At 52.4% G+C, this 25,906-nt stretch carries 29 protein-coding genes; 12 read left to right on the top strand and 17 right to left on the bottom strand.

Annotated features, from left to right (window positions below; genetic code table 11):
- The first annotated feature begins 5 nt into the window (after window positions 1-5).
- On the top strand, window positions 6-605 hold the full coding sequence (locus ABIB59_RS19100) for a TetR/AcrR family transcriptional regulator (protein WP_041851300.1): 600 nt from the start codon (window positions 6-8) through the stop codon (window positions 603-605).
- 57 nt (window positions 606-662) lie between these two features.
- On the opposite strand, the gene ABIB59_RS19095 is transcribed toward ABIB59_RS19100, so the two are convergent.
- The 3 genes from ABIB59_RS19095 to ABIB59_RS19085 all read right to left on the bottom strand — a co-directional run bounded on the left by ABIB59_RS19095 (window position 663) and on the right by ABIB59_RS19085 (window position 3,128).
- Complete coding sequence (locus ABIB59_RS19095) at window positions 663-1,805, bottom strand: iron-containing alcohol dehydrogenase (RefSeq protein ID WP_075203625.1); 1,143 nt, start codon at window positions 1,803-1,805, stop codon at window positions 663-665.
- 289 nt (window positions 1,806-2,094) lie between these two features.
- Window positions 2,095-2,880, bottom strand: coding sequence for a type I methionyl aminopeptidase (map, locus tag ABIB59_RS19090; RefSeq protein ID WP_041851298.1), 786 nt, complete (start codon window positions 2,878-2,880; stop codon window positions 2,095-2,097).
- Window positions 2,877-3,128, bottom strand: coding sequence for a ParD-like family protein (locus tag ABIB59_RS19085; protein ID WP_041851297.1), 252 nt, complete (start codon window positions 3,126-3,128; stop codon window positions 2,877-2,879). Before ABIB59_RS19085 ends, map begins: the two co-directional genes overlap by 4 nt.
- Window positions 3,129-3,327: 199 nt before the next feature.
- Between ABIB59_RS19085 and ABIB59_RS19080 the strand changes: the two genes are divergently transcribed.
- Window positions 3,328-3,576, top strand: coding sequence for a biofilm development regulator YmgB/AriR family protein (locus ABIB59_RS19080; protein WP_052249310.1), 249 nt, complete (start codon window positions 3,328-3,330; stop codon window positions 3,574-3,576).
- Window positions 3,577-3,697: 121 nt separating this feature from the next.
- On the opposite strand, the gene ABIB59_RS19075 is transcribed toward ABIB59_RS19080, so the two are convergent.
- The 7 genes from ABIB59_RS19075 to ABIB59_RS19045 form a co-directional block, all read right to left on the bottom strand.
- The gene (locus ABIB59_RS19075) at window positions 3,698-4,006 is read right to left on the bottom strand and encodes a hypothetical protein (protein WP_041851296.1); all 309 of its coding nucleotides are present in this window, start codon (window positions 4,004-4,006) and stop codon (window positions 3,698-3,700) included.
- Window positions 4,007-4,060: 54 nt separating this feature from the next.
- Window positions 4,061-4,300, bottom strand: a complete 240-nt coding sequence (locus tag ABIB59_RS19070) for a hypothetical protein (RefSeq protein WP_071194997.1) — start codon at window positions 4,298-4,300, stop codon at window positions 4,061-4,063.
- Window positions 4,301-4,602: 302 nt separating this feature from the next.
- On the bottom strand, window positions 4,603-4,854 hold the full coding sequence (locus ABIB59_RS19065) for a hypothetical protein (RefSeq protein ID WP_125123757.1): 252 nt from the start codon (window positions 4,852-4,854) through the stop codon (window positions 4,603-4,605).
- Between the two features lie 65 nt (window positions 4,855-4,919).
- On the bottom strand, window positions 4,920-5,135 hold the full coding sequence (locus ABIB59_RS19060; protein ID WP_165159548.1) for a hypothetical protein: 216 nt from the start codon (window positions 5,133-5,135) through the stop codon (window positions 4,920-4,922).
- A gap of 344 nt (window positions 5,136-5,479) precedes the next feature.
- Window positions 5,480-5,704 (bottom strand): hypothetical protein, encoded by a 225-nt coding sequence (locus ABIB59_RS19055; RefSeq protein ID WP_041851292.1) that lies wholly within the window; start codon window positions 5,702-5,704, stop codon window positions 5,480-5,482.
- A 297-nt stretch (window positions 5,705-6,001) separates the two neighbouring features.
- Window positions 6,002-6,733: a MerR family transcriptional regulator gene (locus ABIB59_RS19050; protein ID WP_041851291.1), complete on the bottom strand. Its 732-nt coding sequence runs from the start codon at window positions 6,731-6,733 to the stop codon at window positions 6,002-6,004.
- Window positions 6,734-6,977: 244 nt separating this feature from the next.
- Entirely contained in the window at window positions 6,978-8,198 is a 1,221-nt protein-coding gene (locus ABIB59_RS19045; protein ID WP_354036592.1) for a diguanylate phosphodiesterase, read from the bottom strand.
- 346 nt (window positions 8,199-8,544) lie between these two features.
- Between ABIB59_RS19045 and ycgZ the strand changes: the two genes are divergently transcribed.
- From ycgZ to ABIB59_RS19030, 3 genes are all read left to right on the top strand, one after another.
- On the top strand, window positions 8,545-8,787 hold the full coding sequence (gene ycgZ / locus ABIB59_RS19040; RefSeq protein ID WP_041851289.1) for a regulatory protein YcgZ: 243 nt from the start codon (window positions 8,545-8,547) through the stop codon (window positions 8,785-8,787).
- A gap of 131 nt (window positions 8,788-8,918) precedes the next feature.
- Window positions 8,919-9,230 carry a hypothetical protein gene (locus ABIB59_RS19035; protein ID WP_107224418.1) on the top strand — a complete coding sequence of 104 codons (312 nt, stop codon included), beginning with the start codon at window positions 8,919-8,921 and terminating at the stop codon, window positions 9,228-9,230.
- A 55-nt stretch (window positions 9,231-9,285) separates the two neighbouring features.
- On the top strand, window positions 9,286-9,552 hold the full coding sequence (locus tag ABIB59_RS19030; protein ID WP_041851440.1) for a biofilm development regulator YmgB/AriR family protein: 267 nt from the start codon (window positions 9,286-9,288) through the stop codon (window positions 9,550-9,552).
- Between the two features lie 49 nt (window positions 9,553-9,601).
- Here the strand turns inward: ABIB59_RS19030 and ABIB59_RS19025 are convergent, their stop codons facing one another.
- The gene (locus tag ABIB59_RS19025; protein WP_110295415.1) at window positions 9,602-10,795 is read right to left on the bottom strand and encodes a BaiN/RdsA family NAD(P)/FAD-dependent oxidoreductase; all 1,194 of its coding nucleotides are present in this window, start codon (window positions 10,793-10,795) and stop codon (window positions 9,602-9,604) included.
- 230 nt (window positions 10,796-11,025) lie between these two features.
- On the opposite strand from ABIB59_RS19025, the gene pitA reads away from it, so the two are divergent.
- Window positions 11,026-12,522: an inorganic phosphate transporter PitA gene (gene pitA / locus ABIB59_RS19020; RefSeq protein WP_041851286.1), complete on the top strand. Its 1,497-nt coding sequence runs from the start codon at window positions 11,026-11,028 to the stop codon at window positions 12,520-12,522.
- A 39-nt stretch (window positions 12,523-12,561) separates the two neighbouring features.
- Here the strand turns inward: pitA and uspB are convergent, their stop codons facing one another.
- Window positions 12,562-12,897, bottom strand: coding sequence for a universal stress protein UspB (gene uspB, locus ABIB59_RS19015; RefSeq protein WP_041851285.1), 336 nt, complete (start codon window positions 12,895-12,897; stop codon window positions 12,562-12,564).
- A 518-nt stretch (window positions 12,898-13,415) separates the two neighbouring features.
- Here uspB and uspA point away from each other — a divergent pair.
- Window positions 13,416-13,853: a universal stress protein UspA gene (uspA, locus tag ABIB59_RS19010; RefSeq protein ID WP_041851284.1), complete on the top strand. Its 438-nt coding sequence runs from the start codon at window positions 13,416-13,418 to the stop codon at window positions 13,851-13,853.
- 260 nt (window positions 13,854-14,113) lie between these two features.
- Here the strand turns inward: uspA and rsmJ are convergent, their stop codons facing one another.
- Together rsmJ and prlC are read right to left on the bottom strand one after the other, a co-directional pair.
- On the bottom strand, window positions 14,114-14,866 hold the full coding sequence (rsmJ, locus tag ABIB59_RS19005) for a 16S rRNA (guanine(1516)-N(2))-methyltransferase RsmJ (RefSeq protein ID WP_354036589.1): 753 nt from the start codon (window positions 14,864-14,866) through the stop codon (window positions 14,114-14,116).
- 128 nt (window positions 14,867-14,994) lie between these two features.
- Window positions 14,995-17,037: an oligopeptidase A gene (gene prlC / locus ABIB59_RS19000; RefSeq protein WP_041851282.1), complete on the bottom strand. Its 2,043-nt coding sequence runs from the start codon at window positions 17,035-17,037 to the stop codon at window positions 14,995-14,997.
- A gap of 231 nt (window positions 17,038-17,268) precedes the next feature.
- Here prlC and ABIB59_RS18995 point away from each other — a divergent pair, with 231 nt between their 5' ends.
- Window positions 17,269-17,718: a hypothetical protein gene (locus ABIB59_RS18995; RefSeq protein WP_052249309.1), complete on the top strand. Its 450-nt coding sequence runs from the start codon at window positions 17,269-17,271 to the stop codon at window positions 17,716-17,718.
- Between the two features lie 42 nt (window positions 17,719-17,760).
- Here the strand turns inward: ABIB59_RS18995 and ABIB59_RS18990 are convergent, their stop codons facing one another.
- Complete coding sequence (locus ABIB59_RS18990) at window positions 17,761-19,032, bottom strand: acid phosphatase (protein ID WP_354036587.1); 1,272 nt, start codon at window positions 19,030-19,032, stop codon at window positions 17,761-17,763.
- Between the two features lie 193 nt (window positions 19,033-19,225).
- Here ABIB59_RS18990 and ABIB59_RS18985 point away from each other — a divergent pair, with 193 nt between their 5' ends.
- The 4 genes from ABIB59_RS18985 to ABIB59_RS18970 all read left to right on the top strand — a co-directional run bounded on the left by ABIB59_RS18985 (window position 19,226) and on the right by ABIB59_RS18970 (window position 22,997).
- Window positions 19,226-20,068: a 23S rRNA (adenine(2030)-N(6))-methyltransferase RlmJ gene (locus ABIB59_RS18985; protein ID WP_354036585.1), complete on the top strand. Its 843-nt coding sequence runs from the start codon at window positions 19,226-19,228 to the stop codon at window positions 20,066-20,068.
- Between the two features lie 228 nt (window positions 20,069-20,296).
- Complete coding sequence (gorA, locus tag ABIB59_RS18980) at window positions 20,297-21,649, top strand: glutathione-disulfide reductase (RefSeq protein ID WP_039080270.1); 1,353 nt, start codon at window positions 20,297-20,299, stop codon at window positions 21,647-21,649.
- Window positions 21,650-21,890: 241 nt separating this feature from the next.
- A complete protein-coding gene (locus tag ABIB59_RS18975) occupies window positions 21,891-22,256 on the top strand; it encodes a VOC family protein (protein ID WP_039080253.1) in 366 nt (121 codons plus the stop codon).
- 33 nt (window positions 22,257-22,289) lie between these two features.
- Window positions 22,290-22,997, top strand: coding sequence for a helix-turn-helix transcriptional regulator (locus ABIB59_RS18970; RefSeq protein WP_039080252.1), 708 nt, complete (start codon window positions 22,290-22,292; stop codon window positions 22,995-22,997).
- 65 nt (window positions 22,998-23,062) lie between these two features.
- Here the strand turns inward: ABIB59_RS18970 and ABIB59_RS18965 are convergent, their stop codons facing one another.
- Both ABIB59_RS18965 and ABIB59_RS18960 read right to left on the bottom strand, forming a co-directional pair.
- A complete protein-coding gene (locus tag ABIB59_RS18965; protein ID WP_354036582.1) occupies window positions 23,063-23,803 on the bottom strand; it encodes a class I SAM-dependent methyltransferase in 741 nt (246 codons plus the stop codon).
- A 144-nt stretch (window positions 23,804-23,947) separates the two neighbouring features.
- Window positions 23,948-25,846, bottom strand: coding sequence for a methyl-accepting chemotaxis protein (locus tag ABIB59_RS18960; protein ID WP_071195007.1), 1,899 nt, complete (start codon window positions 25,844-25,846; stop codon window positions 23,948-23,950).
- Window positions 25,847-25,906 lie beyond the last annotated feature (60 nt).

Here is a 25,906-nt window from a genome sequence, read left to right as displayed (position 1 = left end):
AGCGTATGCGGGTTAAGAGTGAAACAAAGCGACAAACCATACTGGACGTTGCCACCAAAGCCTTTATTGAGCTCGGTTTTAACAACACATCAATGTCAGAAATTGCCAGCCGTGTCGGTGGGTCAAAATCGACGCTCTATAACTATTTCAGCTCCAAGGAAGAGATCTTCTCGGCCGTCATGGAAACCTCAGCGAAAAGGGAAATCGCCGATGCGTTTGAATCCTTAGATTTCAAACAAGATATTGAAATCACATTAAATAAATTTGGCCGCCAGTATCTCGCCTCCATCATGCGTGGCAACATTCTGGCTATCTGGCGCATGGCCGTCAGCGAGTCGGAGCGCAGCGACATTGGCCAACGCTTTTACACGCAGGGGCCGCAGCGTGGCTGGAAGCTGTTAAGCGATTATCTGGGCAAAAAAATCGAAGAAGGCGTTCTGCGTAAATCCGACAGCGGGGTTTGCGCCATGCATCTAAAAGGATTGATTGAAGCCGAACTGTACCTCAGCGTGGTTCTCGGGGTCGAGGCCGCGCCGGATAGTAAGAAAATCGAAGAAGTGACCGCCCGCGCAGTGACGGTTTTTCTGCTCGCCTATCGGGCCTGATTCAGGGCAAAAAAAAGCGTATGTCGCCATACGCTTTTGTTCCTGTCACTCTGAATATCAGGCACCGTAATAGGCGCTGGAATAGAGTGTTTTCACATCTTGTACCGTTGGCTGATTGGGATTGGTCAGGGTGCACGGATCATCCACCGCGTTGTGACTCATCCGGTCGAGAACCTGCATAAATGCGGCCTCTTTAATTTCAACCTCGCCACATTGCCCAAGGGTTTCTGGAATATTCAGACGCTTATTCAGGTCCTTAATGGCGGTAATCAGGTTGCCAATGCCCAGCGCTTTCTCCAGCTTCTGGTACTTATTGGTATAGATAGAATTATATTGAATGATATACGGCAGCATAATGGCGTTCGCCAGACCATGCGTAATACCAAACTCCCCGCCAATCTTATGCGCCATAGAATGCACCAGCCCCAGAGACGCATTGGTGAACGCAATGCCCGCCAGTGCAGAGGCATTATGCATGTGCATACGCGCATTCAGGTCATTTGGCGACAAATAGGCGATTTCCAGATATTCGAACACCAGGCGAATGGCTTCGACCGCATAGGGATCGGTAAAGGAATTGGCGGCAGTCGAGACATAGGCCTCAAGCGCGTGTGTCATCACATCCATCCCGGTATGCACGGTGACATGCGGCGGCATTTTTGCCGGAATGGTCGGGTCCAGAATGGCGATATCCGGCACCAGATCTGCCGCCACAATCGGGTATTTGATGTGATGAGCCGTATCGGTGATAACCGAGAACGCGGTGATTTCAGAGGCGCTGCCACTGGTGGACGGAATGGCGACAAAACGGGCTTTATTACGCAGTGCGGGCATTGAGCCGACGGGAATAATGTCTTCAAACGTCAGGTGCGGATGCTCGTAGAAACACCACATCACTTTTGCCGCATCCAGCGCGGAACCGCCGCCGAGCGCCACAATCCAGTCAGGTTCAAACGCCAGCATGGCTTTCGCCCCACGCCAGACCGTTTCAACAGAGGGGTTGGGTTCGACATTATCAATGACGGTGCACTCCATCCCGGCTTTCTTTAGCTCGCTGATGGCCCTGTCCAAAAAACCAAAGCGCTTCATTGAACTGCCGCCCGTAACCAGCGCGGCTTTTTTCCCTTTAAGGGTTGCCAGATGTTCTAATGCGTTTTCGCCATAAATAATACTGCGCGGAATAGAGAATGAAAGTGTCATAGAAGACTCCATAAATTTAAGATAAAAGATTGGGTTTTATTTTGCGCGCAGGCAGAAAAAGGAACGGGAAATAAGATGTGCGCAGAGTAAAAGCAAATCTTTGGCAGAACACCGGACGATTGTGGCAGCAATGCCCGAAGGAATTTGTGATGAAAGCAGAGGAATTAGACCGTACCGTCCAGGCGTCTTTTTTCGCGTGCGCAAGAAGAAGATGGGCGTTAAGCAAAGTGCGCTAAAGCGCGGGCAGGCGGTTCAGCGATTGTCTGCCCCGCCTGAAAAAAAGTGGCAATTAAAGCCCCGAATACTCGGGTGAAGGATCCGGCCAGGGTGTTAACAAATCAAAACCGCTGTCGGTAACCGCCACCATATGTTCCCACTGCGCCGAAAGAGAACGGTCTTTGGTGACCACCGTCCAACCGTCGGACAGCACGCTTGTCGCGGCTTTACCGGCGTTGATCATCGGCTCAATGGTAAAAATCATCCCTTTTTTCAGTACCAGCCCTGTCCCCGGGCGACCATAGTGCAGGATCTGCGGTTCTGCGTGATATTCCTGCCCCACGCCGTGACCACAATACTCTTTCACCACTGAAAAACCGGCAGACTCCGCCACCTGCTGAATAGCCGCGCCGATATCGCCAAGCGTCGCGCCGGGGCGTACGGCTTTAATCCCGGCAACCATCGATTCATAGGTGATATGGGTCAGTCTCCTGGCACGCACGGAGGGCTCACCCACAAAATACATGCGACTGGTATCGCCGTACCAACCATCCTTGATGATCGCCACGTCAATATTGATGATGTCACCCTCTTTGAGACGTTTCTCCGACGGAATGCCGTGACACACCACATGGTTGACCGACGTGCAGACGGTGCGGGTATAGCCGTTGTAACCAATGTTCGCCGGGATCACCTTTAATTCGTGGCGAATGAAATCGTGGCACAGTTTGTCGATCTCATCGGTTGTCACACCCGCGCGAACGTGGGGTTTGATCATCTCCAGCACTTTTGCCGCAGCGTGTCCCGCCGCGCGGGCCATTTCAATCTCTTCCTGAGAGTGCAGTTTGATGTTCGTCATCTGGCTTCATGCTCCATTTGCAATGACAGCGGCTCATCGTCAACCAGCTTGTTGATATCCACGCTGCCCTTAAGCTCCGCCCGAACCAGCAGGCGGGTGAGTTCCTGATGCGTCAAATGCGGATACAGCTCTGAAAGCATGCCGATTTTCAGCCAGTGCTCTGCCTGTGCATTGATTGAACGGCTCAGTGCGTTACTGGCAAGACGCAGGTTTTCGTGCATCAGGTCCGAGATTTTAACGATACCCATGGTCAATACTTCACCTTATACGAATCATATATGAAACATATAATACATACTCTAAACCTGAAGGGGAATTTATTAATTCGATTGCTAAAGACGGAAAAACCCGCTTTTCGCTATGCAATTTGCCAAAAGCAGCCTAGATTTTGTGAACAAGGGGATTTTTCCGATTTACCGCTACAGTCGCAAAAGGAAGAGAGCACACATGGCCCTTCACCCGGCAACACAGTTTCTGAATTCGTCACAAACCATTCGGCTACCGGTTTTCAGCGCCGAGCTTGCTTTTATTAAAAACGTTGAAGAAAAGCTGGCTTCGTTAAATTTACCGGTCAGTAACAAAGCGGTGATTCTGGCGATTATTCGCCATCTTGAAGAGGAGAGTGACCCGGAAAAAACAAGGATGTACCGTAGTGCTCTGGAAATGGTTGTCAGTAGAACGCCGGACGATCTTTGAAAAGCGTGACGACAAAACCCTCACTTCGAAAAGTGAAAAACAACAGCTTATCTGCTCAGGTATTTTTATCTGCGATCGTCACGGTTCAGCGGAAGCTGAAAAAGCCATAATAATTCGATAGTTAATGTTTTTTATCACCAATACCTGGCGAAACACTATTCATTTTTAGCAGTTTGCTATTTTTTACGGTTTGCTGATTCCAGCCAGTCCCCTTGTCTGCCGTATGGTCAACAAGTTTGATACTTTCCTGAACCTCTTTAATAGCAGCCAGAATGGCTTCCCGCCGTGATTCCCGCGGTTCCTGTTCGAGATTACGGGCAAGTTGAGCAATGAGTGCCTCGTGGGAAATAGGGGCATCCGCTTCAAGCAGCTCGAGAATGGCATCACCCATAACCAGTTCCACCAGACTCTCTTTGACATTTTTAATCATGCTGACTCCAGAATGCATTTCATGCGAATTCGCGATGACGGCAGCCGCAGATAATTAATCAGCCTCGCGGCTCAGTAATACTCGCAAGATATCAGCATAATGCGCTTCAAGTTCGGGGCGAGTATTTTTTTCAATACATCCAGCAACGGCAATGCAGAGACTATGGCGAGTAATATACCGCCCTTCACGTAACATTTGGATAACAATAGCGCCTAATGTCTGCTCCAGACTAAGCTTCCCATTACCCGAGTCGCCCGCCGTCTCCTGCGGGCCGTCACTGTGTGAGTTATTCATATTTCACCTTACTTATGCATTCAGGAAAATACCTTACGGACAGTAACCATTAACAATGCTAAACAATAAGCATGGCGGGCATTGTGGCATTAGCCGCACATAATTGAAAGGATATCCGATCCTGTTAGCAAAGATAACTGCCCCGGAACAGTGACATTAAAAGCATGATACGTTAAAAAACAGTGTGTCTCACAATGTCAGACGTTTAAGATTTTACTTATCTAATTAATATCAAAGCCAAATAACTTACTGAAACAACAACAATAAAAAAGCCGAAGGTGGTTATTCACCTTCGGGGTGGTTTAATGAATCTGATAGCTGCTGTGGTAAATTCCGCAGTGAGATTGCGGTGAAAAACGCTGGTGCGTTCGCACCTCATCAATCGCCCTTGAATAGCTCATTCGCAGGTTGCGGTCAGTTACATTAACCCGGTTATCATCCAGAGTGTGAATTAGTGTGTCATGCGTTATTTCCGCGCCACACTCAAGTAATTGAACCAACGCCTCACTAATAAGAATTTCTGTGGCTTTGTCGGTCGTTTTTACTGTCATCATCGCCTCCTCATGATTTGAATGTCAGGCTGCGGATATCGTCAATTCGCGCAGCCTGGTACATTTATTTACTGCATTTTACGCAAAACCATTTTTCTGGCTTCCTGATAAATAGCCTTACGCTCTGCAATATTTGTTTTCTCCTCTTCCATCAGAAGAGTCAGGCTTAACCCGCGCGTGGTCACGGGTAGATTGTTTTTAATTAAATATGCTGCTGCGAAGCCTATCGCTTCACGAATCAGTTCATCCCGGGTCAAATTTACATTACCGGATTGTTTAGTCATATAAACGAAAAAGTCTCCTGTTTCTTTTAGAAAGAAAAATTTACATATGTCAGATACAAGCCATCAGGCCTGAATAATTAATGACATTGGATGCGTAAATATCTCGCCACCCGTATTCCATAAAGAGTCGGGGTATCCGGAAAATCATTATGAGCCGGACAAATAAAGGCAAAGCGTCCTCTTCCCTGTGCCAGTTAGCAGGGCAGAGTGTCAGGATATAAATGAAATCCAAACGCGAGTAGCAGCCCGATTAACGTGCCTGAACAAGCCCCGTAAAAGAGTGCCTAGCCTATCCCGGGGCTGTTTTAAAGCCGATTTTTACGGCACGGGTACGTTACTGAAAACTAATTTTCAGTAAGTGAGCTATGGTCATGGCGGGCATTTTTGAGCAGCGAATGCCCCAGCCAGATTTGAGATAATTGGTATTCATTCGTCACCTCCTCAGCGTGTTGCGTTAACATCAGCATTAGTGACTCACGTGATATTGCCTTGTTACTGGCTATATGAGAAAGTACTGCTTCACCGATCGCGATATAACCTAACTCATGTTTATCAATGGTTTTTACCAAACCCACCTCCTTTATTTTCAGCCATAAATAATGTCTTGCATTTTTATTATAGCCAGGCGGTTATTCGCCAAATAATATTCAGGGGATTCTTAACAAGGTAATAGAATGGATGAAAGGCTTGAACAGGCTGTGATCAGGGGGAATTATGTTGCGGGATATAAAGCGAGGAACGGAACAGAGTGAAAGGATTATCACGCAGCGGTGGCTGAACAATGCGAGAAGAATAAACGGAGGGCGGAAGTGAGCGACTCACCTCCAGTACAGGAGACAGAACAGCGTGCGCGTTACATTTCCGCACTATGCCCCATGCAACGCGATGGCGAATCCCTGCTCCCGCCAGTGGGTAAACTGTTCTTGCTGATGACGCGATAACGCTTTACCGGTCCAGACAAAAATGTGCAGGCCTGGAAAAAGCTCCGGACGAAGAGTTTCCAACGGCTCCGCGAGGACGTCAATATTCCAGTCATGCTGAGACAACCGCCAGGCTTCCAGCCACATACGGGTGCGATCATCGTTGCCCCAACCAATAAACAGCGCATCTTTTCCCATCTTCTTACGAGAACGGGTAAGGCACAGGACGGCGTAATCAATTAACACGCCATCTAATAAGCTACACATGGCGCGAGCCGTACTCTGATCGAGCGAAAGCCGTTGGCGTACAGGGACAAAGACATGATCGATAAGAACATCGGCGGTATGTTCCCGTCCCATCGCCATAATCAAGGCACGTAATTTTGCAGGGCGAACCTGCCTTAATACAGACATGACCTCTTCCTGAAGCGACTCCCAGCCATCATGGGAATCTACTTTTTTATCTTCAAGAAGCGCTTTGACTTTACCGACCGGGACGCCGCTTTCAATCCAACGTTTAATTTCCTCAATCCGTTGAATATCTTCTTCGTCAAATTGTCGATGGCCCCCTTCACTACGCTGAGGTTTCAACAATCCATAGCGACGCTGCCACGCACGCAGCGTGACAGGATTTATTCCACATCGTTCAGCGACATCGCCAATACTGTAAAAGGTCATTGCTTCCCTCAATTCAAACCCAATACGTTACACTTCACATTCACTCTTCTGTACAGATTGTACAATTTTCATAACTTGTACAAACCAGAAAGTGCTTATGAGCAAGCATAACCGGAAACGGGCCATGTGCAAAAATGGATTTTATTTCACCGAAGCCAGCGCACGCAGAGAAAAGGCTGGCTTCCCCATACTGCCGAAAACACGTTGCGGCAAGGGAAAGCCAGTTGCTCACAGCAGATGGAATTTAAAGGCCACCTCTTTTTTCCGGCCACGCAATGGCAGGAATAGCCCCGGATGCAGGAGGGGCAAAAAGATAACCCTGGAATTGAGAGATACCCGCAGACTCCAGCCACATCCACTCTTCTGCCTTCTCCACCCCCACGGCCGAAACCATGATTTCCAGAGAAACGCAGCATTTGATGATGGCCTGAATAATGGCCTGCCGGGGGCCGCTTTTATGGACATCTTTGATCAGGTCGCGGTTAATTTTGATCCGCTCAGGCTGAAATTGCGCCAGCAACAGCAGGCCTGCAAATCCGGCGCCAAAGTGATCGATGGCCACCCGAAACCCGGCTGCTTTCAATAACCTAACGGCATTCGTAAACTCATCCAGGCGGGAAATAACTTCATTTTCGGTGAACTCCACAATGACCTGTTCAGGCACCAGACCGTTGGTTTTAATGGCATCTAAAAGAAAACTAACCGCTCCGGGAACATTCACCAGCGTCATTGGCAGCAGGTTCACGGAGAGTGTCTGAGTCCCCAGATTCAGTGCGGCCGCCATCGCAAACGCCACCTGTTTACTTTTGAGATCGGCCTCATAGATTTCATCACGGCTAAGCCCTTCAAACCAGGCTTGCGCCGAGCGGCCCTCAGGGGTACGGATCAGGGCCTCAACTGAAACCACTTGCCGGGCGAAGGGATCGATAATGGGCTGGAAGGCAAAATAACAGCCGGCCTCGCGGTCAGGGGGCAACGTTTGAGAGAATGAATCGTTTTCATCCGTCACAAACTCCCAGGCATCACCCGGTGGAATCTCAAAATAGTTCTCTTTTTCCAGGTCTTCTACAAACGTGCGAAAGAACTGAAGTGCGCGATCTTCATAGGTCAGTTGGTATCTGGAGGTGCCTTTATCAAGCACATGCTGCAGAACTTCCTCTCTGTCATATTCACGTAAATCAAAGAGTTCCATTCCTGACTTACCAAATCGCCGCAAGGGCGCGTAGTCGCGCAACAACTCAACCAGGTTGTAGTGCCGCTTATCGTTACAAATATGCTGATAAATAGCAGAAACACTTTCCTCAGGGCCTTCAAGCAACTGGAAAAAGTGGGTGCCGTTGAAAAGCAAAATCCCGGTGATATCTGCCTCACCATTTTTGAGATTCGCCGCAGCAACCATCTCCTCCAGCACGCTAAAGGAGACGTTATCGCAGATATGGCTGCGGTAAATAAGAGTTGTGAGCATGAGCTATCCAAGAGAAAGCGTTGTAATTACCACAATGACAGAGGCTTACGCAGGGGACCTTGTAAACAACCATGACCAACGGCGGGTATACAACAGGTGAATGTGGAGACGACAGTCCCAACATCCATGTGGTTTTTTATGTCATCGCAGATAAACGCGTCCCAAAAGTGTAGCCTGGAATGGTGAAATGTGCTGATTTTCTCCCGCCTATCTTATTGAAAATAAACATATAGCATTTATTGCTTAAAATCATTGTTAAATTTGTACAATTTTTATGTACAGCTTTTCTATAGTTGTATAGCTTAACGACTTCAATTATTGACAACGGGTTATACAGGAGTGATGTATGCATCAGAACGGCTATCTTCCGGACACAGCGAATGCCATCGCTCGCTATTTCAGCGCTGCGGATCTTCCGTCACAACAAGAGACGTTAGGGCAGATTGTAGTGGACATCCTGCGGGATGGTCGGCATCTGAACCGTAAATCACTTTGTACAAAGTTACTGAGCCGTCTTGAGCAGGCGTCAACGCCAGAAGAGGAACGCCATTATCAGGGGCTTATCAGCCTGCTTTTTGGTAATGATTAAGCCAAATGCAGTAAAAGTATCCTGATAAATCAAGTCACTTCTGAGGGTTAAGGTGTCAGCCTGATTCCTGTCCAGAGATGACTTCATGCCGCGTTTCATTCATGAACAGAGCGGCAAGCAGAGATGCAGTTATGAATAGTAGTGATAATGAACAACTGACAGATGAATTGATCGGAGAGGCGCTACTTTTTCTTCTTAAAGAAAATGGCCCGATAAACACCCTGGCCCTCATTGCCCGGCTGCAAGAAATGGAGAGCCGCGAGCAGGATAGCCAGAGACGGGCGGTGCTTATGCGTCTGATCGAGGAAATCAGCAGTAATAAATTTGCCTCATCCCGTGTTCAGAATGGGAATGAGCAAGACGAGAACATCAGAGACGCCGGAGATAATGTCTATCCATTATTCGGCAATCGCCAACGGCAGGGCCGCAGTAAAAAGCAGTGATAGCTGATGGCCCCATTACGGAAAACTATACTAAGGCGTGAAAATGAACCAGGTGATGATTGAAAAATCAGAGCTTTATAAGAATTTGCCCAACAAGACATTGTCTGATTATTTTCGTAACGCTGGCGATTTATTGGCCGAAGAGGCGATTATTCTCGGGGGCGTGATCCGCAGCATTCTGGCTTACGATGGTCAAGTGACCAACAAAGCCATCATCCTGCGGCTGATTAACCTGATGGAAAATACAGAAGATGTCGTCAGAAAGGACATTCTTCGCAAAACCCTGGAGATCGTGGTCGATCATACGATGGACGATATCTGATCTTCGCAGGACCGGAAGGCACAACGGATCATGACCATCCAAAGACCACTTATTCTTCAGCCAGCGCCTGCGCACACGCCCAGGCGCTGGCCCATGCCCACTGAAAGTTATAGCCGCCCAGCCAGCCGGTAACATCCATCACTTCACCAATAAAATAGAGCCCCGGTACCTTGCGGGCTTCCATCGTGCGTGAAGAGAGTTCGTTGGTATCGACACCGCCGAGCGTCACTTCCGCCGTGCGATAGCCTTCGGTGCCGTTAGGCTGCACGCGCCAGTTCGTCAGCGCGTCGATCAACGTTTCCTGGTCGCGGCTATTGAGCTGCTTAAGCGTGACATCCGGGATCTGCCCCAGTTGTTGCAGACACTCCACCAGCCGTTTCGGCAGTTGCATCGCCAGCGTGTTTTTCAGGCTTTGATTCGGGTGCGCCTGGCGCTGCTCGTTAAGCAGACTGTCGAGATCGCACTCCGGCAGCAGGTTGATAGTGACAAACTCCCCCGCCTGCCAGTAGCTGGAAATTTGCAGCACCGCTGGCCCGGAAAGGCCGCGATGGGTGAAAAGCAGGTTCTCTTTAAATACCGTGCCGTCCTCTGCGGTAATCACAGACGGCACCGAGACGCCGGAAAGCACCTGAAATTGTTCCAGCAAGGGTTTATGCAATGTAAACGGCACCAGTCCGGCACGCGTCGGCAGCACATTCAGGCCAAACTGTTCAGCGAGCTTATAGCCAAACGGCGATGCGCCCAGACCTGGCATAGAAAGCCCGCCGGAAGCGACCACCAGTTTTTTCGCCGCCACCGTGTCACCATTCAATTGCAACGTGTAGCCATCGTCATCACGGGAAACACTCAGGACTTCACTACGCAAACGCAGCGTCACCTTGCCTTTTTCACACTCCGCCACCAGCATGTCGACAATCTGTTCAGCAGAGTCATCACAAAAGAGCTGGCCCAGCGTCTTTTCATGCCAGGCGATCCCGTACTTGCCCACCAGGTCAATAAAGTCCCATTGGGTATAACGGGCAAGGGCAGATTTGCAGAAATGGGGGTTCTGGCTGAGATAAGCCGCAGGCTCGACATAAAGGTTAGTAAAGTTGCAGCGACCGCCGCCGGACATCAGGATCTTGCGGCCAGGTTTCTTGCCATTATCCAGTAATAGCACGCGTAACCCCGCCTGCCCCGCCTGAGCTGCACAAAACATTCCCGCCGCACCGGCACCGATAACAATGGCATCAAACCGTTCCACACTAAAATCCTCTTCATTATGTCGCGGCGGATTGTAAATAGTTCAGGGTGGTCACACCAGCACGAATACGCAGACCAATATCCATTGCATTGAAAAATATAAGAATATGCTTAAAGCAAAGGAGGCGAACCAGAAAGAATGTCAAAAAAAGTCCATTTTTCACTTTGCCGATGCTGCCAAACTCCCTGATAATGCGCCGCGTTCATGTCCTCAAAATGGCGTAACGTCCTATGCTACATTTATTTGCCGGTCTGGATCTCCATACCGGGCTGTTACTTTTGCTTGCTCTGGGTTTTGTTCTGTTCTACGAAGCGATCAATGGCTTCCACGACACGGCGAACGCAGTGGCAACGGTTATCTATACCCGCGCTATGCGCTCACAGTTGGCTGTTGTTATGGCAGCGGTATTTAACTTCTTCGGCGTACTGCTGGGTGGGTTAAGCGTGGCCTATGCGATTGTGCATATGCTACCGACCGATTTGCTGCTTAACGTCAGTTCAGCACATGGCCTTGCGATGGTCTTCTCTATGTTGCTGGCCGCGATCATCTGGAACCTCGGTACCTGGTATCTCGGCTTACCTGCATCCAGCTCCCACACCCTGATTGGCGCGATTATCGGTATTGGTTTAACCAATGCCCTGATGTCCGGCACCTCGGTAGTGGATGCGCTTAACATTCCAAAAGTGCTGAACATTTTTGCCTCCCTGATTGTCTCGCCAATTGTTGGCCTGATTTTCGCGGGCGGGCTGGTGTTCCTGCTGCGTCGGTTCTGGAGTGGCAGTAAAAAGCGCGCGCGTATCCACCTGACGCCAGCAGAGCGTGAAAAGCAAGACGGCAAAAGAAAGCCGCCTTTCTGGACGCGTATCGCGCTGATTCTTTCTGCTATTGGCGTGAGCTTCTCTCACGGCGCGAACGATGGTCAGAAAGGGATTGGTCTGATCATGCTGGTACTGATTGGCGTCGCACCTGCGGGCTTCGTGGTTAACATGAATGCCTCAGGTTATGACATCACCCGTACCCGTGACGCGGTGAACAACGTAGAAGTGTACTTCCAGCAGCATCCGGAACTTCTGCAGAAGGCAACGGGCGTAGCGCAACAACCGCTGACGCCTGCGGAAACAGCGGCAACACCGGCACAGTTCCACTGTCATCCGAGCCGCGCCATTATCGCGCTGGATCGTGCTAAAGAGATGCTGACCGGGATTGAAAGCTACGACAAACTCGGCGTGGAGCAGCGCAGCCAGTTGCGTCGCATCATGCTTTGTCTGTCGGATATCACCGACCAGGTCGCGAAGCAGCCTGACGTCAATGCCGACGACCAACGTCTGCTTAAGAAGCTAAAAAGCGACATGCTGAGCACCATTGAATACGCGCCAATCTGGATTATCATGGCCGTCGCGCTGGCGTTAGGTGTGGGTACGATGATTGGCTGGCGTCGTGTGGCGACCACCATCGGCGAAAAAATCGGTAAGAAAGGCATGACTTACGCGCAGGGCATGTCCGCACAGATGACTGCCGCAGTCTCCATCGGTCTGGCAAGCTATACCGGTATGCCCGTCTCCACCACGCACGTACTCTCGTCCTCAGTAGCAGGGACGATGATCGTCGATGGCGGCGGTCTGCAACGCAAAACCGTCACCAGCATTTTGATGGCCTGGGTCTTTACCCTACCGGCGTCAATCATCCTTTCGGGCGTGCTTTACTGGTTAGCCCTCAAGCTGATTTAACAACGAAACGGGTCAGGAAACTGGCCCGTTTTTTTTTGCTCAGTGCCAAATCATCAGAGCAATCAGGCTCACCAGAATCAGCCCACAGAGCGCGCTGGTTAAGATGAACTGCCCGCGTACTCGCTCACAGCGGCGAATAAACTCTTCATCATGATGGTCGCGATAGCGCTGGCCATAAATGTACCAGACTAAACGCATCTGCTTGCTGGGTTGTCCATGGGAGGTAAAAAAGCCTCCGCCATCAACGTACTGGTAAAGCAAGGGGTCACAACCACGAAGTACCACTAACAATGCGCGCAATGACGAAAAATAACGCGCCATGTTAACCACACAAACGATGCACAAAGCCCAAAACAGCGCGACGGTGCTGATCATATCTCCTCCCCCGGCGAACCGCCCACGGAAACGTGATCCGGGATTACCGCTCCCAGATAATCAACCAAGTCATTCAGTGAAGAGTATTACCAATAGCCGATCGAGATCACAAACTGAAATCCAAACGGCTCATTAAATAGTGTAGGAGATTTGTTTATTTTTTTGCCACAACGTTAATCAATCTTGTGCATCTGGTTGTAAATATTGGTTAAGTGAATCGTGATCCAGGCAGATTGACGATAACTTCACAGAGTTATAAGGTAGAAATATTCCCACACTCTACGTAATTCGGGTTGCAGGAAGGCGGCAAGAGAATGAATCCCCTGAGCATAGAAGACCGTGCGATGGGATAAACGAACGTAGCCAACGCATCTGCGGCGTAAAGTACGAAGAGTATAAAATGAAATGCTTAAGGCCGGGCGCTACCCGTGCAGGTGGTACGCAGGACGCGGGAAACAGTGCTGTGTCAGGGGTGAGTAACCCTATGGTCATCGACAACTTATGGAAGGAGTAACACTATGGCTTACAAACACATTCTCATCGCAGTCGATCTTTCTCCTGAAAGCAAATTGCTGGTCGAAAAAGCAGTATCCATGGCGCGGCCTTATAACGCGAAGGTGTCACTGATTCATGTCGATGTAAATTATTCTGATCTCTACACCGGTCTTATCGACGTTAACCTGGGCGATATGCAAAAACGTATCTCTGATGAGACACACCATGCGCTGACCGAACTGTCTACCAACGCGGGCTATCCGATCACGGAGACCTTAAGCGGTAGCGGTGATTTGGGGCAGGTACTGGTAGATGCCATTAAGAAATACGATATGGATCTGGTGGTTTGCGGGCATCATCAGGACTTCTGGAGCAAACTGATGTCCTCCGCACGTCAGCTCATCAATACTGTCCATGTGGACATGCTGATTGTTCCGCTGAAAGATGAAGACGAAGAATAACCGTCCCTCTTTTCTTGCCTGCTAACGCCCGCTGCTGCGGGCGTTTTATTTTCTGGCGCTGATTTCCCCGCCAAAGGCCGATAAAACCGCCTTGTGCAATTACATGTAGCCCCGGTACCCGCAGCGCCACCAGGGGTCCCGGACGGCGGCTGTCGCCTTGTCCGGGCTACAAAACCCCAGACCGCTAAGCACTAAACTGTTCCCTCTCCCTATGAGAAAGGGCCAGGGTGAGGGCAGCAGACCGCACTGCCCTCACCAATTCACTCCGGCGTCCCGGAATAAATATCAAACCGATGCCCCTTGGTGACCACCGCATTGGTGGTCGCCACATCGGCGAGCGGTGGCGCATAATCCGGGCGCTTCACCACCACACGTTTCGTCGCCAGTTGACGCGCGGGCCCCAGCAGGCCATCCGCGTCCAGATCCGGCCCCACCAACGACTGGAACACCCGCATCTCTTTCTTCACCAGCGCGCTTTTTTGCTTATGCGGAAACATCGGATCGAGATAAACCACCTGCGGACGCGGAGTAATATCCGCCAGCCCGGTCAGGCTGGAGGCATGAATCAACTGCAACCGCTCCTGTAACCAGGCGCCAATTTCCGGGTCCGCGTAGCCACGCACCAGGCCATCATCCAGCAGTGCGGCAACCACCGGGTTGCGCTCTAACATCCGCACCCGGCAGCCGACTGACGCCAGCACAAAGGCATCACGCCCCAGTCCCGCCGTCGCGTCCACCACATCAGGCAGATAATCGCCCTTGATGCCAACGGCCTTCGCCACAGCCTCGCCGCGCCCACCGCCAAATTTACGCCGATGGGCCATCGCCCCACCCACGAAATCGACAAAAATACCGCCGAGCTTCGGCTCATCGCGTTTGCGCAGTTCCAGATGCGACGGTGTAAGCACCAGCGCCATCAGGTTATTTTCGTCATGTTCCAGGCCCCAGCGGGACGCAAGAACAGATAAGGCGCCGTCTCCGGCGCCTGTTTCATCTATCAAACAGATTTTCACTACATAAACCCTAAATAATTCAAGCGGCAGGAAGGCGGCAAGTGCGTGAATCCCAGGAGCTTACAAGAGTAAGTGACTGGGGTGAGCAAACGTCGCCAACGCACATGCAGCTTGAAGTATGACGGGGATTAGCCTTCGATACCATAATGCTCCAGCATCGCATCCAGTTGCGGCTCACGGCCACGGAAACGCTTGAACAGCTCCATCGGCTCTTCGGAACCACCACGGGTCAGAATATTGTCGAGGAACGACTGTCCGGTTTCGCGGTTGAAAATCCCCTCTTCTTCAAAGCGTGAGTAGGCATCTGCCGCCAGCACATCCGCCCACAGGTAGCTGTAATACCCTGCGGCGTAGCCCCCTGCAAAGATATGGCTGAACGCGTGCGGGAAGCGGCCCCATGTCGGGCTTGGCACCACGGCAACCTGTTTTTTAATTTCAAACAGCGTGTCGAGGATTTTGGCCCCCTGCTCCGGGCTAAACTCGGCGTGCAGGCGGAAATCGAACAGGCCGAACTCTAGCTGGCGCAGGATAAACAGCGCCGCCTGGTAGTTTTTCGCGGCCAACATTTTATCCAGCAGATCCTGTGGCAGCGGCTCGCCCGTTTCATAATGACCCGAGATAAATGCCAGCGCTTCCGGCTCCCAGCACCAGTTTTCCATAAACTGGCTCGGCAGTTCGACCGCATCCCATGGCACACCGCTGATACCAGCAACCCCCGGCGTTTCGATACGGGTCAGCATATGATGCAGACCGTGACCAAATTCGTGGAACAGGGTAATCACTTCATCATGGGTGAACAGCGCCGGTTTGCCGCTGACCGGACGGTTGAAGTTACAGGTAAGGTAGGCCACTGGTTTTTGCAGCGAACCGTCTGCCAGGCGCATTTGCCCAACACAGTCATCCATCCACGCGCCGCCGCGTTTGTGCTCACGGGCGTAGAGGTCAAGATAGAAACTACCGCGCAGTTCATTGCTTTCGTCATACAGCTCAAAGAAACGCACATCCGGATGCCAGACATCGACATCATGACGCTCTTTCGCGGTAATACCGTAAATCCGTTTCACCACTTCAAACAGGCCGCTTACCGCTTTGTTTTCCGGGAAGTACGGGCGCAACTGTTCGTCGCTAATGCTGTACAGATGCTGCTTCTGTTTTTCGCTGTAGTAAGCGATATCCCACGGTTGCAGCTCATCCACACCAAACTCTTTTTTGGCGAACGCACGCAGTTGCGCCAGCTCTCTTTCACCCTGCGGACGGGCGCGTTTGGCGAGATCGGTCAGGAAGTCGAGTACCTGCGCCGGGTTTTCCGCCATTTTGGTCGCCAGCGATTTATAGGCATAGCTTTCAAAACCGAGCAGTTGGGCCAACTCGTGACGCAGGGCGAGAATTTCCGCCATCACCGGGCTGTTATCCCATTTGCCAGCGTTCGGCCCCTGGTCAGAGGCGCGAGTGCTGTAAGCGCGATACATCTCTTCGCGCAGCGGCTGGTTATCGCAGTAAGTCATCACCGGCAGATAGCTCGGAATATCCAGCGTCAGCAGGTAACCTTCTTGTTCTTTGGCTTCGGCCTGCGCTTTAGCAGCGGCCAGCGCGCTTTCCGGCATACCCGCCAGCTCCGCTTCGTCGGTCACCAGTTTCGTCCAGCCCATGGTCGCATCGAGCACATTGTTGCTGTACTGATTGCCCAGTTCGGACAGGCGCGCGGCGATTTCGCCGTAGCGTTTTTGTTTCTCTTTTTCGAGGCCAATACCGGACAGTTCGAAATCACGCAGGGCGTTATCGACAGATTTCTTCTGCGCAACGCTCAGGGTGGCGTAGTGATCGCCATTGCGTAAGTCGCGGTAGGCGTTGTACAGACCTTCATGTTGCCCAACCCAAGTGCTGTATTCCGACAGCAGCGGCAGCGTCTGCTCATAGGCTTCACGCAGTTCCGGGCTGTTTTTCACAGAATTCAAATGGCTCACCGGGGAGAACAGACGCCCCAGCACATCGTCCACTTCCGCCAGCGGCTGGCACAGATTTTCCCAGGTGTACGGCGCACCATGGGCTACCACGCTTTCCACCGCGGTACGGCAATCATCCAGCGCTTTCGTCACGGCAGGCACGACGTGTTCAGGCAGGATTTTTGAAAACGGCGGTAATTCGAAACGCGTGAGTAATGGATTGGTCATAAGCGCAGTCCTGTCCTGTTAAAGAGAGTGAGTGAAGCGCACGATCCGGCGCTCTGCATAACGTTGTAGCATGGGGTTAAGTGTAGAGGATTTCAATGGCAGGCGTTGCGCTGAACTGCTTATCGCTGCAATACCCATTTGCACATACGATGTCGTTTCCGCTATGAAATCAAAGTAATAAGAACCGTCGTACAGGGCGTATACTCATCACAACGGCGAAAAGGAGACCGCATGTTGAATTTCATTATGACAATACTGCCGCTACTGGCGCTTATCGGGCTGATACTTGTGTTTCCAAAATGGCGACATCGAAAAAACGACACACAAGCCAATCATGGGTTACGAAAGATATCCATCACCACCAAAACCTTTCGGCCGGGTAAAGGGGGGCAGCTATTACCCACGGATTATTATTTCGATGAAGGGTACTTCTATGAAGTTCAGCTTGATGTGAAAAAATCTGTTCCACTGAGCGCGATAACAAAGATCGAGCGCGACAATATCAAAGTGAATAATCGTTCTTTCTGGATAGTGACTTACATGACTGACGGGCAGATGAAGCAGGCAAGATTCCGCCATAACTACACCCTGTTTAACACCGACTTTGCCGATTTCCTGGAGGCGGTTAAACGCGCTAACCCTGCCGCCAGCGTGCGCGAGCTGACCGCTTTTAGCCTCTGATTACCAATACGGTGCAGGCAACGCCCGCACCGTTGTCAAAACTTACTTCGCTTTATGCGCCAGGGCATAAGCCGCAGGCAGATTCAGGCGCTGCCAGAAGTTCTGATCGGCAGTTTCGCCAGAAAGCGGGTAACCGTCTGGCAGTGCGGTTTTCACCATCAACTCGCGCCGCGCTGTCGCTGACAGGTTTGGCAGCGCCGCCTCCAGCAGCACTTCCGCCCCTTCCGGTACTTTCACCGGCTGCGTTTTCCCTTTTTGCTGCGGCAGGTCGTAGGTCATGGTAAAGCGGTAAAATTCTTTCATCGCCGGATCGCGGTACGGATCGTCTTTCCCCGCCGTTTTCGCACACTCCGCAAGCGACGCACCGCACTCTTTCTCCAGCGCCGTACGCAACTGATCGCGCGCTTCGTTGAACAGCTTGCGGTACGCCGGATCGTTGAGGTAATGCGCCACGTTACGCTGGGCCACCATTCTTGAACCCATCACATCCAGCGGGTAGTGTACGCCCAGCACGATGCGGGAATAGCCATAGCGGGCACCGCGCTCCACCAGCGAATCAAAGCGCTCCGGGATCATCTCCGCCATCAACAGCGCATCGGTGTAACCGGTATTGGTATGGCCGCTTGGGAAGGAACCGCCATCGGCGGAGTACGGTTTGTTGTCTTTCACCACCACATCATCCGGGACCTGGTGAATGGTGTTGCCCTGAATAAGGAACGGACGCTTGTAGTCGAAGTGCTTCTTCGCCGCGCCGGTGCTAACTTCGCTGGCTTTAATTAGAGCAGCCGCTTTGCCCAGTTCTCTCTTGTCATAGGCGTCAAGAAACGCTTTACCCAGACGCGGACCGAGCGCGTCGGACAGGAAGTACAAGTAGCTGATACCTTCTGCATCCGCCAGCGCCTGATGGCGCAGCCCCTGGGTGGCATCGAGATTAATCGTCTCAACGGTTTTCAGGTTGGCATCCAGTACAGGAGCAGGCAGCTTGTTGAACGAGGAGAGCAATTCAATGCCGGCCTGCTGGTTATCTTTTACTTTGAAATCATAGCCGCTGGCTTTCAACCAGGCGGTGTCGGCCTGTTTTGCACTTTGCGACGCTTTTTCCAGGTGCTCACGCTCCACCTTTGCGCCGTCCCCTTTTAGCGCAGCACGCAGCGCGGCCAGAGACTGGTTTTCCAGGCTATCAAACGCCTGGCTTTCCGAGGCCGGCGTGGTGGTATTGGCAATGTCGTGCGCAGTAGAGAGCGGCACATCTTTCGCCATCGCCTGATGAGCAAGCAGCAGTGAGACAGTTAACAGCGTTAAACGGATTTTCATTTTTTATCCTTTTATTCAAACGATTACCTTGCCTGCGCTCGACGCTAGCCCTGTAAGTTGACGCTTTTGTGACAGGGATAAATTTTGAAACGTTTTACGACTGCCTGAAACAACCGCAGGGTTCAACGACATTCCCGCGCAATCTACGGTAAACTGTGGCTAATCTCGTTCATATTCTGGAATTTCTATCTCCATGCTCAGTTATCGCCACAGCTTCCACGCAGGCAACCATGCCGACGTTCTCAAACACACCGTTCAGAGCCTGATCATTGAAGCGCTCAAAGAAAAAGAGAAACCGTTTCTCTATCTCGATACCCACGCGGGCGCGGGCCGCTATCAGCTTTCCGGCGAACATGCCGAACGCACCGGGGAGTATCTGGAAGGGATTGGACGCATCTGGCAACAAGACGATATTCCGGCTGAGCTGGAGCCGTACATGAGCGTGCTGCGCCACTTTAACCGCAACGAGACGCTGCGTTACTACCTAGGCTCGCCGCTGATTGCCCGTCAGTTGTTGCGCGAGCAGGACAGCCTGTTCCTGACAGAGTTGCATCCGAGCGACTATCCATTGCTGCGTCAGGAGTTCCAGAAAGACGAACGTGCCCGCGTTGAGCGTGCCGATGGCTACCAGCAGTTGAAAGCCAAACTGCCGCCAGTTTCCCGTCGCGGCCTGGTGCTGATAGACCCGCCGTATGAAATAAAAACCGATTATCAGGCGGTGGTATCCGGCATTAGCGAGGGCTACAAGCGCTTTGCAACCGGCACCTATGCTCTGTGGTACCCGGTGGTGCTGCGCCAGCAAATCAAACGTATGGTGCATGACCTGGAAGCAACGGGCATTCGTAAAATTCTGCAGATTGAGCTGGCGGTACGCCCGGACAGCGACCAGCGCGGGATGACCGCCTCCGGTATGATCGTGGTTAACCCGCCGTGGAAATTAGAAGCACAGATGAATAACGTGCTGCCGTGGCTGCACAGTAAACTGGTGCCCGCCGGAACAGGCCACACCCTCGTTAACTGGATTGTTCCCGAGTAATCGCAGCAATCGAAGGAACCTTGCTGGCTGCGCGTTACAATCGCGACACTTTCGACCTCGTTCAGGATTAAGAGCCTACCCAGTAGGCGTACATTGTTGCAGCGAGTTTGGACACGGACAGCGCGGAACAACCGGAGCGTACACGCAGTACGTGAGGATTGTGAGCACTGCCCAGGTCCAAAATGGCCAATAAAATAGCCTAATTGGATAGGCTCTAAGGAATTAACCATGAGCAAACATTACGACTATATCGCCATTGGCGGTGGCAGCGGTGGCATTGCCTCGATTAACCGTGCCGCCATGTACGGCCAGAAGTGCGCGCTGATTGAAGCCAAAGAGCTTGGCGGCACCTGTGTGAATGTGGGTTGTGTTCCGAAAAAAGTGATGTGGCACGCGGCGCAAATCCGCGAGGCTATTGATCTGTACGGGCCGGACTACGGCTTCGACACCACCGTCAATCATTTCGACTGGAATAAACTGGTTGCCAGCCGCACGGCCTACATTGACCGTATCCACACCTCGTATGACAACGTGCTGGGTAAAAACAATGTCGATGTGATTCGTGGTTTCGCCCGCTTTATTGACGCGAAGACTGTCGAGGTTAATGGCGAGACGATCACCGCCGATCACATCCTGATCGCAACCGGTGGTCGCCCGAGCCACCCGAAAATTCCGGGTGCAGAATACGGTATCGACTCCGACGGTTTCTTTGCCCTGCCCGCGCTGCCTAAACGCGTGGCGGTGGTCGGTGCCGGCTATATCGCCGTTGAACTGGCCGGGGTGATTAACGGGCTGGGCGCAGAAGCGCATCTGTTCGTGCGTAAGCACTCTCCGCTGCGCAGTTTCGATCCGATGATCAGTGAAACGCTGGTTGAGGTGATGGCCGCCGAAGGCCCGACGCTACATACCCAGGCAGTCCCCAAAGCCGTGGTGAAAAACGCCGACGGCAGCCTGACGCTGGAGCTGGACGATGGACGCAGCCAGACAGTGGATTGCCTGATTTGGGCGATTGGTCGTGAACCGGCGAACGACACCTTCAATCTGGACGTCACCGGGGTGAAAACCGACGAGAAAGGTTTCATCGTGGTGGATAAATTCCAGAATACCTCCGTGCCGGGTATTTACGCTGTCGGCGATAACACGGGTGCGGTTGAGCTGACCCCTGTCGCCGTGGCCGCAGGCCGTCGCCTGTCTGAACGCCTGTTTAATAACAAGCCGGACGAGCATCTGGATTACAGCAATATCCCGACCGTGGTGTTCAGCCATCCGCCGATCGGCACCGTGGGTTTAACCGAACCGCAGGCGCGCGAGCAGTATGGCGATAGCGAAGTCAAAGTGTATAAATCGTCGTTTACCGCGATGTATACCGCCGTGACCTCTCACCGCCAGCCGTGCCGCATGAAGTTAGTCTGCGTTGGCCCGGAAGAGAAAATCGTCGGTATCCACGGCATCGGTTTCGGGATGGATGAAATTCTGCAAGGCTTCGCGGTCGCCCTGAAAATGGGAGCCACCAAGAAGGACTTCGACAATACCGTGGCGATTCACCCAACGGCGGCAGAAGAGTTTGTCACCATGCGGTAAGCCCCTCCCCCGGGTGGCGGCTGACGCCTTACCCGGGCTACGACCGGTTTTCTCCCTCTCCCCCGGGGAGAGGGTTGGGGTGAGGGGAATATGCGGCTCGGGAGGTGGGTTCCGTTCCCCTTTACAATCCCCGCAGCACCGCCTCCGGGAATTTCTCTCCCCCGCCGATCACTCCTGACACTATGCTGTCAGGAGGGGGGTGCCATTATCTCGTTGTCGAAAACACAACGAGGGCAAGAAAATGAGCAACGTTATCAACTGGTTTGAGATTCCGGTTCAGGACCTGCAACGGGCAACCGCGTTTTATGAACATTGCATCGACGCGCAATTTCGTCAGGAGCATGTCGCCGGTATGTCGATGGCGGTCTTTCATTATCAGGAGCCTGCAATCGGCGGGGCGCTGGTAAAATCTGAGGCGTTACAACCTTCCGCAAACGGCACCGTGGTCTATCTCTACACCGCAGATATCGCCGCGTCCCTCAAAAAAGTGGCGGAAAAAGGCGGCACCTGCTGCTTCGGGCCAGAAATTTTACCGGATGATATTGGCACCATCGCACTTATCATTGACAGTGAAGGGAATAAAGTCGGGCTGCATCAACCAGCCTGACAACATTAACCGACCACTGACAGGAAATTTGCCATGAGCCGCCGTGCCGATCGTCTGTTCCAGATAGTCCAGATCCTGCGTACACGCCGTCGGGTCACGGCCGCTCTGCTGGCGGAGAGGCTGGAGGTGTCAGAGCGTACCGTTTATCGGGACATTCGCGATCTGTCGCTGTCCGGTGTGCCCATTCAGGGCGAGGCAGGGAGCGGCTATCGCCTGATGCCGGGGTTTGATATTCCCCCGCTGATGTTCACCGGTATGGAAGTGGAAGCGCTGATTGCCGCGATTGGCATGCTGCAAACCTGGAGCGGCGACACACTGGCTAAAGCGGCGGGTTCGGCACAGGAAAAGCTGCTGGCGGTACTGCCGACAGACCGGCGCATCCTGGCCGAACGAAACCGCATCCTGACCCCGGACTTTGGCAAGTACCCACAGACGCGGCGCTGGTTTGATGTTTTCCATCAGGCCATGCGCCAGCGCGATGAGGTCTGGATCCGTTATGAGAACGAGCAGGGTGAAGGTTCTGAGCGGGCGGTTCATCCGCTGGGCCTGTCGTTCTGGGGAGAAGTATGGGTACTGGTGGCCTGGTGCACGTTGCGTCAGGATTATCGCTGTTTCCGCCTCGATCGCTGCCAGGCCGTGACCTTAACCGGGAAACAGTTTGCCGAACGGCCCGACCGCTCCCTTGAAGATTTTATCCACCAGCAGAAGGCGAGAGCTAAGCGATACAGTGAAAAGCAGTAATAACAGTCGCACCGCCTGACATGACACTCTCAGTCCGCCATCTCCCGAATTCCCGCGCCGGAAAATTACCCGATTTTCCCGGCTCTGATGTTAATCGGCCATATAAAGGTCCGCGTTTGTACCGGGTCGCCCCAGAGGTCGCGTACGTCGTCGTAAAAGCGGGTTAACAGCCCCTCCTGCCCGGCGTCACGTGCACGCTTCACCGCAGACCAGGTGGAGAGATAGCCCATCAAGGCGTCGAGATCCCACTGCAAACGAATCGCCATTTCCGGGACGGGAATTTCCGTAAAGGGGAAGGCGATGTCCGCATAACCGTTATCCACCCGTTGCCTTTCCGGGGGCCAGTAGGGGCCAATTTCGTCATAGTAGAATTGACGAACGCGCGCCCGGAGGGTCTCGTCAGGGTTGAGCACGCCGTAGCTGATAATCGCAATCACCGCATTCGGCGCCGCAACCCGCCGGACTTCCCGGTAAAAGGCCGGTAAATCAAACCAGTGCGCCGCCTGGGCGACGGTAATCAGATTGATATCGCGTAGCGCTTGCGGAAGCTGCTCCGCCGGGCCTTGCAGATATGTAATGCGGGCATGAGGTGTCGCGTTGTCGATTTGCGTCTGGCTGGGATCAATCCCCGTCACCTTATCGAAGGCTGAGGCCAGTAACGTAGTCAACTGGCCCGTACCGCAACCGACATCCAGCGCATGGTGATGTTCCGGCGTTATTGAAAGCAGGTAATCCAGCAAGACTGCGGGATATTCCGGGCGATAGCGGGCGTAATCGGCGCCGCCGCTTGCAAACCAGTTCGGCATGGGGTGTCCTCTGTTTAGTAAAAATACAGTAGTGCGAATGGCTTTTTGCGACAAGGGGAATACACAGCGGGCATTAACGGGAAGGGTAAGTGGCGGATGCCAGAGAGAAGAAAGCCGACTCCGCAGAGTCGGCTATGTTGTCTGTCAGAGCTTGAAGCTGCCGACGACGTTTTCGAGTTGTACGGTTTGTTCTTCCATCGACTGCGCAGCCGCCGCCACCTCTTCGACCAGCGCCGCATTCTGCTGCGTGGCGCTATCGAGCTGGTTAATGGCGATATTGATCTGGGCAATCCCGCGACTTTGTTCATCGCTGGAAGAGCTGATTTCTGAGATCAGCACGCCCACACCTTCAACTTTTTCCATCAGGCCATCCATCGTCGTACCCGCCTGACGAACCAGTCCGCTGCCCTGCTCAATGCTGCTCACCGACTCTTCAATCAATTTCTTGATCTCCTGAGCTGAGCGGGCACTGCGCTGCGCCAGTGAACGAACTTCGCCAGCGACCACGGCGAAACCACGCCCGTGCTCGCCCGCCCTTGCCGCTTCCACCGCGGCGTTAAGCGCCAGGATGTTGGTCTGGAAGGCGATGCCGTCAATCACACTGATGATTTCCACCACTTTCGAGGAGGACTCATTGATGTTATTCATCGTGGAGACGACTTTATTAACCACATTGGCCCCTTGTTTTGCCGCAACGGAGGCCTCTTCCGCCAGCTTGTTCGCCTGCAACGCGTTCTCTGCGTTCAGGCGCACGGTACTGGTCAGCTCTTCCATTGATGCCGCCGTTTCCACAATCGATGCCGATTGATCTTCGGTACGCGAGGAGAGGTTCAGGTTGCCACTGGCAATCTGGCGCGAAGCCGAAGAGATCGCCATCGAGCTACTCCCTACCTGCTGCATCAACTCATTAAGGAACGAAATAAACTTATTGAAGTTGTTGATAATGGCGTTAAATTCCGGGCTCTTACTTTGCGCAAGACGCTGCGTTAAATCCGCACCGCCGCTGGACAGCGCTTCAATATTACGATTGAGCAGCGTCACATTATGGAAAATATTGCGCACGATGATCATCATGATAAGGACGATAAGTATGCCAATAATCGCCTGTACGATGGTCAGCTTGGTCATAATAGCGTCAGACATACTTACCAGGTGGCTGCTCGGAATGTCGACCGCCATAAACCACGGGCTGCCGCTGATTGGCAGAACGAACAGGGAATGCGCCCCGTCTTCACCGTCATAGCTGCCACGCACTTCTGTTGTTTTACCCTGGCCTAACAGGCTAACTAACGGTGCCGCCGCCGGAATGCCCAGATCGCGAACGTTTGACAGGGCCGGTTTATCCTGTACGGAGGAACCGTTACCGACGATTTTGCCGTCCGCCTCAACAATCAGTACGCTGCCGTTTACCGCTTTACCCATGTCGACAGCAAGCTGGTTAAAGAAGCCCAGCGTCACATCGATGGTCGCCACGCCCCACGCTTTGCCGTCTTTCCAGATCGCCATTGCACAGTTAGTTCGCGGCTGAGGGCTGGCTGCGTCCTGATAGGCTTTCGCCCACGCACACTCGCCTTTTGGCGCATTCATACCGTCTTTATACCAGGGCTGCTCCCAGTATTTTGCCGACTCTGGTTGGTTCCAGACGGTGTTGACCTGCAAATTGCCGCCCCCGTCGCGGGCATAGAAGGTACTGAATTTATCCCGAGCCGGATCGCGCTGCCCAGGCAGAGGCCAAATCCCGCCGCCGAAGACGTTTAAATCGCCGTATTGGTTTACCAGGCGCGGCAGTAATTCGTCAATTTGCTCGCTTTGCAGCCCAACAACCAGTTCAGTGATGGAGCGTTGCTGCGCCTTAACGCGGTTCATCTGCTCTTTTATCGCGTTACTTTGTAATTCAACCGTCGCCTGAATATTTTTGGTCTCCGTTTCGATAATCTGCGGAGAAACGAATAGCTTGATAACAATATAGGTAACTATCAATAAGATAACGAAAAAGCTTATAAGCAACAGGCCTATTCGGCCTTGGGTATTTTTCCATGTCATAATGGCAGCACTCGATCTGGTTGAATTAGGGGTTATAACGACATTTATTTGAAATTCTTT

This window comes from Citrobacter sp. UYEF32 (assembly GCF_040546205.1).
Taxonomy (GTDB): Bacteria; Pseudomonadota; Gammaproteobacteria; order Enterobacterales; family Enterobacteriaceae; genus Phytobacter; species Phytobacter diazotrophicus.
Note: the sequence above shows the minus strand (reverse complement) of the source record. Positions and strands in the feature narration are given on the sequence as shown.

Coding starts and splice junctions, on each gene's coding strand:
- ABIB59_RS19100 (WP_041851300.1), top strand. CDS start 6: ATGCGGGTTAAGAGTGAAACAAAGCGACAAACCATACTGGACGTTGCC.
- ABIB59_RS19095 (WP_075203625.1), bottom strand. CDS start 1,805: ATGACACTTTCATTCTCTATTCCGCGCAGTATTATTTATGGCGAAAAC.
- map (WP_041851298.1), bottom strand. CDS start 2,880: ATGACGAACATCAAACTGCACTCTCAGGAAGAGATTGAAATGGCCCGC.
- ABIB59_RS19085 (WP_041851297.1), bottom strand. CDS start 3,128: ATGGGTATCGTTAAAATCTCGGACCTGATGCACGAAAACCTGCGTCTT.
- ABIB59_RS19080 (WP_052249310.1), top strand. CDS start 3,328: ATGGCCCTTCACCCGGCAACACAGTTTCTGAATTCGTCACAAACCATT.
- ABIB59_RS19075 (WP_041851296.1), bottom strand. CDS start 4,006: ATGATTAAAAATGTCAAAGAGAGTCTGGTGGAACTGGTTATGGGTGAT.
- ABIB59_RS19070 (WP_071194997.1), bottom strand. CDS start 4,300: ATGAATAACTCACACAGTGACGGCCCGCAGGAGACGGCGGGCGACTCG.
- ABIB59_RS19065 (WP_125123757.1), bottom strand. CDS start 4,854: ATGATGACAGTAAAAACGACCGACAAAGCCACAGAAATTCTTATTAGT.
- ABIB59_RS19060 (WP_165159548.1), bottom strand. CDS start 5,135: ATGACTAAACAATCCGGTAATGTAAATTTGACCCGGGATGAACTGATT.
- ABIB59_RS19050 (WP_041851291.1), bottom strand. CDS start 6,733: ATGACCTTTTACAGTATTGGCGATGTCGCTGAACGATGTGGAATAAAT.
- ABIB59_RS19045 (WP_354036592.1), bottom strand. CDS start 8,198: ATGCTCACAACTCTTATTTACCGCAGCCATATCTGCGATAACGTCTCC.
- ycgZ (WP_041851289.1), top strand. CDS start 8,545: ATGCATCAGAACGGCTATCTTCCGGACACAGCGAATGCCATCGCTCGC.
- ABIB59_RS19035 (WP_107224418.1), top strand. CDS start 8,919: ATGAATAGTAGTGATAATGAACAACTGACAGATGAATTGATCGGAGAG.
- ABIB59_RS19030 (WP_041851440.1), top strand. CDS start 9,286: ATGATTGAAAAATCAGAGCTTTATAAGAATTTGCCCAACAAGACATTG.
- pitA (WP_041851286.1), top strand. CDS start 11,026: ATGCTACATTTATTTGCCGGTCTGGATCTCCATACCGGGCTGTTACTT.
- uspB (WP_041851285.1), bottom strand. CDS start 12,897: ATGATCAGCACCGTCGCGCTGTTTTGGGCTTTGTGCATCGTTTGTGTG.
- uspA (WP_041851284.1), top strand. CDS start 13,416: ATGGCTTACAAACACATTCTCATCGCAGTCGATCTTTCTCCTGAAAGC.
- prlC (WP_041851282.1), bottom strand. CDS start 17,037: ATGACCAATCCATTACTCACGCGTTTCGAATTACCGCCGTTTTCAAAA.
- ABIB59_RS18995 (WP_052249309.1), top strand. CDS start 17,269: ATGTTGAATTTCATTATGACAATACTGCCGCTACTGGCGCTTATCGGG.
- ABIB59_RS18990 (WP_354036587.1), bottom strand. CDS start 19,032: ATGAAAATCCGTTTAACGCTGTTAACTGTCTCACTGCTGCTTGCTCAT.
- ABIB59_RS18985 (WP_354036585.1), top strand. CDS start 19,226: ATGCTCAGTTATCGCCACAGCTTCCACGCAGGCAACCATGCCGACGTT.
- gorA (WP_039080270.1), top strand. CDS start 20,297: ATGAGCAAACATTACGACTATATCGCCATTGGCGGTGGCAGCGGTGGC.
- ABIB59_RS18975 (WP_039080253.1), top strand. CDS start 21,891: ATGAGCAACGTTATCAACTGGTTTGAGATTCCGGTTCAGGACCTGCAA.
- ABIB59_RS18970 (WP_039080252.1), top strand. CDS start 22,290: ATGAGCCGCCGTGCCGATCGTCTGTTCCAGATAGTCCAGATCCTGCGT.
- ABIB59_RS18965 (WP_354036582.1), bottom strand. CDS start 23,803: ATGCCGAACTGGTTTGCAAGCGGCGGCGCCGATTACGCCCGCTATCGC.
- ABIB59_RS18960 (WP_071195007.1), bottom strand. CDS start 25,846: ATGACATGGAAAAATACCCAAGGCCGAATAGGCCTGTTGCTTATAAGC.